This window comes from Massilia sp. NBRC 108631 (assembly GCF_059704565.1).
The window spans coordinates 1-4,284 of record NZ_BAAKJE010000278.1 but is presented as its reverse complement, the minus strand read 5'-3'; the positions used below and the strand labels follow the sequence as shown (position 1 = coordinate 4,284).

The window sequence follows — 4,284 nt, the reverse complement described above, 5'->3', positions numbered from 1 at the left end:
CCGAGCGCTGCGCCAGGTTGCGCACCTCGGACGCCACCACCGCGAAGCCCCTGCCCTGCTCGCCCGCGCGCGCCGCTTCCACCGCCGCGTTCAGCGCCAGGATATTGGTCTGGAAGGCGATGCCGTCGATCACGCCAATAATGTCGACGATCTTGCGCGAAGATTCGTCGATCGACTGCATCGTGCCCACCACGTCCGAGACCGCCTCGCCGCCCTTGCGGGCCACGTCGGAGGCGGCCAGCGCCATCTGGTTGGCCTCGCGCGCGTTGTCGGCGTTCTGGCGCACGGTGGAGGTCAGCTCCTCCATCGACGACGCGGTCTCCTCCAGCGCGCTGGCCTGCTGCTCGGTGCGCGACGACAGGTCCAGGTTGCCGCTGGCAATCTCGCTGGACGCCGAGGTGATGGCGTCGGTGCCGCTGCGCACCTGGCTCACGATGCGCACCAGGCTGTTGTGCATATCGTCCAGCGCGTGCAGCAACTGCCCGGTTTCGTCCCTGGCGTACGGGCCGGCGGCCGTCCTGCCCTGGCCGCCGCCCTGTTCGCCGGTCAGGTCGCCGTCCGCCACGCGGCGCGCCATGTCCACCGCCTGCCGCATCGGGCGCGTGATGCCGGTGGCCAGCCACCACGCGAACGCCACGCTGAAAGCCACCGTCAGCAGCGCCAGCACCAGCTGCAAGTTGCGGCTTTGCGCGGCAATCGCGTCGATCTCGCGCGCAGCGTCGTCGATTTTCTTGTTCTGATGCTCCAGCAGCTTCTGCAGCATGGCCTCGTAACCCTTGGCCGCCGGCTGGTAATCCTTCTCCATCAGCGCGGCGGCCACGTCCATATTGCCGGCCGCCTTGGCCTTGTTGATGCCGTCGCGCGAGTCCACGTACGCCTTGCGCACGCCGCCCAGTTCGGCCATCAGCCGCTTGTCCTCGTCGGTGGAGAGCGCCTCGATCTGCTTGATCAGTTCCTGTGCCCGCTTGGTGGAATTGGCGATATCTTCGGCGAAGAACGGCGCCAGCGACGTGTCGCTGCTTTTGGCGATGGCGGTGGTGCGGCGGATGCCGGCAAACACGATGCGGTACCACTCGGAGATCAGGCGTTCCTTGGCCAGCGGTACTTCCATCATGGCGCGCGTGGCGTCGGCGCTGCCTTGCAGGCGGTAGATGCCGAAGCCGGTGTTGAAGATCATGCCGGCCAGCAGCACCGTGAAACCCAGCGCCAGGCGGCGGCCTATGCTCCAGTCCCTGATATTCATTTTTTCTCCCCAAAAGTAATCGGGCGTAAGAATTCCCGTCGCCCAGTGTAATGGCGCGCAGGCAAATCGGGTGTTGTACTTTGGTGCAGTGGGGAGGCTGAAACGGCGAGGCGGACCGGTCGGTCCGCCTGCGAGGGTGCTGCTGAGATGGTGAAGCCTAGTTCGACAGGGCTGCGAACGCGCGGTCGCGGATTTCTTCCACGGCACCGATACCTTCGATCTTGCGGTACTTCGGCGCTGCCGCGTCGCCGGACTGGGCCCAGTTGTTGTAGTAGCCCAGCAGTACTTCGGTCTGGTTGTGGTACACGTCCAGGCGCTTCTTCACGGTCTCGGCCTTGTCGTCGTCGCGCTGCACCAGGTCTTCGCCGGTGACATCGTCCTTGCCGTCGACCTTGGGCGGATTGAATTTCACGTGGTACACGCGGCCCGAGGCAGGATGCGAGCGGCGGCCGCTCATGCGCTCGATGATGGCCTCGTCCGGCACGGCGATTTCCAGCACATAGTCCACCTTGACGCCGGCTTCCTTCATGGCGTCGGCCTGCGCGATGGTGCGCGGGAAGCCGTCGAACAGGTAGCCGTTCTCGCAGTCGCATTCCTTCAGGCGCTCCTTCACCAGGCCGATGATGATGTCGTCCGATACCAGCTGGCCAGCGTCCATGACCTTCTTGGCAGCCAGGCCCATTTCCGTGCCGGCCTTGATGGCCGCGCGCAGCATGTCGCCGGTGGAGATCTGCGGAATATTATATTTTTCCTTGATGAAATTCGCTTGGGTGCCCTTGCCGGCACCGGGTGCTCCTAACAGAATGAGACGCATGAAAAGTCCTAAAACGATTATAAGAATCTGGTGGTATGGTTGGAAATGCTGCCGCTTCGTCTACCTTCGTCACGAAACTTACCACAAAACGCCCGCCTGACGCCAGTTTGTGGACGATTTGGCATGGCTTTATGCTTGCTTAGTGGCTAATTGGCGAAATGCCGGCGCACGCGTTCCAGGTCTTCAGGCGTATCGACGCCGGCCGCCGGGGCCGAGTCGGTCACGTGGACGGCGATCGGATAGCCGTGCCACAGCACGCGCAACTGTTCCAGCGCCTCGATCGACTCCAGCGGCGACACCGCCAGCTGGGGATAGGCTTGCAGGAAATCGTTGCGGTAAGCATACAGGCCGATGTGGCGCAGCGGCACATAGCCGGAACCGGCGCCCGGCAGCACGCTCGTGTCCAGGGCGAAAGCGTCGCGGTGCCAGGGGATGGTAGCGCGCGAGAAATACAGGGCGCGGCCGGCCTTGTCCAGCACCACCTTCACCACGTTGGGATTGAAAGCGTCGGCCGCATCGTGCAGCGGGTGGGCGCAGGTGGCCATCGGCACGTCGGCGCCGATGCGGGCGGCGGCGGCCGACAGCAGCGCCGGGTCGATCAGCGGCTCGTCGCCCTGCAGGTTCACCACCACCGCGTCCGGCGCCAGGTTCAGCGCGCGCGCCACTTCGGCGATGCGGTCGGTGCCCGACGGGTGGTCGGCGCGGGTCATGCACACTTCGACGCCGTGCTGCCGGCAGGCGGCGCCGATGTCCTCATGGTCGGTGGCGACGATGATGCGGGCCGCGCCGGCCAGCGCTGCGCGCTCGGCCACGCGCACCACCATGGGCTTGCCGCCCAGGTCGGCCAGCGGCTTGTTGGGCAGGCGGGTGGACGCCAGCCGCGCCGGGATGATGACGATGAAGCTCACTGGTCCGTCCCTTATTCCACCGCATCCTGCAGGGTGCGCGCCTCATCGGCCCACATGATGGGGATGCCATCGCGGATCGGGTAGGCCAGGCGGTCGCCGCGGCAAATCATTTCCTGGGCTTTTTTATCGTACTCCAGCGGGCCCTTGCAAACGGGGCAGACCAGGATATCAAGCAGACGAGCATCCACGACATTTCTCCACAATGTATTCGGCCAGCGCGGCATCGATGCGCGCTGTCACCGGAACCACCCACAAGCGCGGGTCATCCCTCAGTTCTTCAATTTGGGCACATTTTACTGCATCCTTCTCGGTCATCAAGACGATGTCGACGTCCAGGCCGTCGAAGGGGCGGTCGAGAAAATCATGATGGTCCGGCAAAGGCAGCTCGATCGGCTCCAGGCCGGCGCCGCGCAGCATGCCGAAAAAGCGCCCCGGATTGCCGATGCCGGCCGCTGCCGCGACGCGCAGCTTGCGCCCGGCCAGCTCGGCCAGGGATACGCGCTCGCTGCGGTCGGCCAGGCGCTCGGCGGTATCGCCGGCCAGTATCATCTGCACCGGCGCGGCGGCCCGGGCGTCGGCGCGGCCGCGCACCGCCCCGGGCGGCGCCACGCTGGCGGCCAGCGCGGCCGGCAGCGCCGGCGCGTTCACCACCGTCACATCGCGCCGGCGCGACGGCTGCTCGCGCAGCGGCCCGGCCGGCAGCAGCCAGCCATTGCCCACGCCCCGGCCATCGAACAGCACGATCTCCACATCGCGCTGCAGCTTGTAGTGCTGCAAGCCATCGTCGGCGACAAGGATGTTGACCGCCGGATCGGCCGCCAGCAGCGCCCTGCCCGCCGCAGCGCGGTCGCGCCCCACCATCACCGGACAGCCGGTGCGCATGGCGATCAGCAGCGGCTCGTCGCCCACCTGCTGCGGCGTGGACGCGGCGGTGACCAGGCGCGGCGCGCTGTCCTTGCTGCCGAAGCCGCGCGAAATCACGCCGGGATGAAAGCCGGCCTGCTGCAATGCCTGCACCAGCCAGATCGTCAGCGGCGTCTTGCCGGTGCCGCCGATAAAGATATTCCCCACCACCACCACCGGCACCGGCAGCCGCTCCGACTTCAGCACGCCCGCACGGAACAGTCCGCTGCGCAATCCCGCCAGCCCGCCAAACACCAGCGACAGCGGCCACAGCGCGCAAGCAAGCGCCCCCCTGCGCAGCCAATTGCGCGTCAGCGTCGATTCAAGCGAGGAAGTTCTGGTCATAACGACTGATTGAGCAGCCCCTGCCCCAACAAGCTGAGCCGCATCGCCCCAACTTCGGGGTCTGACCCCGA

The 4,284-nt window shown here is 66.4% G+C and carries 5 protein-coding genes; all 5 read right to left on the bottom strand.

What is annotated here, in order from left to right:
- Positions 1 to 1,243: methyl-accepting chemotaxis protein (locus tag AC6H42_RS30705; protein WP_497549701.1), on the bottom strand; the 1,243-nt coding region annotated here is incomplete at its 3' end.
- Positions 1,244 to 1,400: 157 nt separating this feature from the next.
- Positions 1,401 to 2,057 carry an adenylate kinase gene (gene adk, locus AC6H42_RS30700; protein WP_057158860.1) on the bottom strand — a complete coding sequence of 219 codons (657 nt, stop codon included), beginning with the start codon at positions 2,055 to 2,057 and terminating at the stop codon, positions 1,401 to 1,403.
- A gap of 146 nt (positions 2,058 to 2,203) precedes the next feature.
- On the bottom strand, positions 2,204 to 2,965 hold the full coding sequence (gene kdsB, locus AC6H42_RS30695) for a 3-deoxy-manno-octulosonate cytidylyltransferase (RefSeq protein WP_057158861.1): 762 nt from the start codon (positions 2,963 to 2,965) through the stop codon (positions 2,204 to 2,206).
- Between the two features lie 11 nt (positions 2,966 to 2,976).
- Positions 2,977 to 3,153 (bottom strand): Trm112 family protein, encoded by a 177-nt coding sequence (locus AC6H42_RS30690; protein ID WP_082219489.1) that lies wholly within the window; start codon positions 3,151 to 3,153, stop codon positions 2,977 to 2,979.
- Complete coding sequence (gene lpxK, locus AC6H42_RS30685; protein WP_057158862.1) at positions 3,134 to 4,213, bottom strand: tetraacyldisaccharide 4'-kinase; 1,080 nt, start codon at positions 4,211 to 4,213, stop codon at positions 3,134 to 3,136. The genes AC6H42_RS30690 and lpxK overlap by 20 nt, the downstream gene beginning before the upstream one ends.
- Positions 4,214 to 4,284: the final 71 nt, after the last annotated feature.

Excerpts from the sequence above, each read along its gene's own strand:
- adk (WP_057158860.1), bottom strand. The coding sequence starts at position 2,057 with ATGCGTCTCATTCTGTTAGGAGCACCCGGTGCCGGCAAGGGCACCCAA.
- lpxK (WP_057158862.1), bottom strand. The coding sequence starts at position 4,213 with ATGACCAGAACTTCCTCGCTTGAATCGACGCTGACGCGCAATTGGCTG.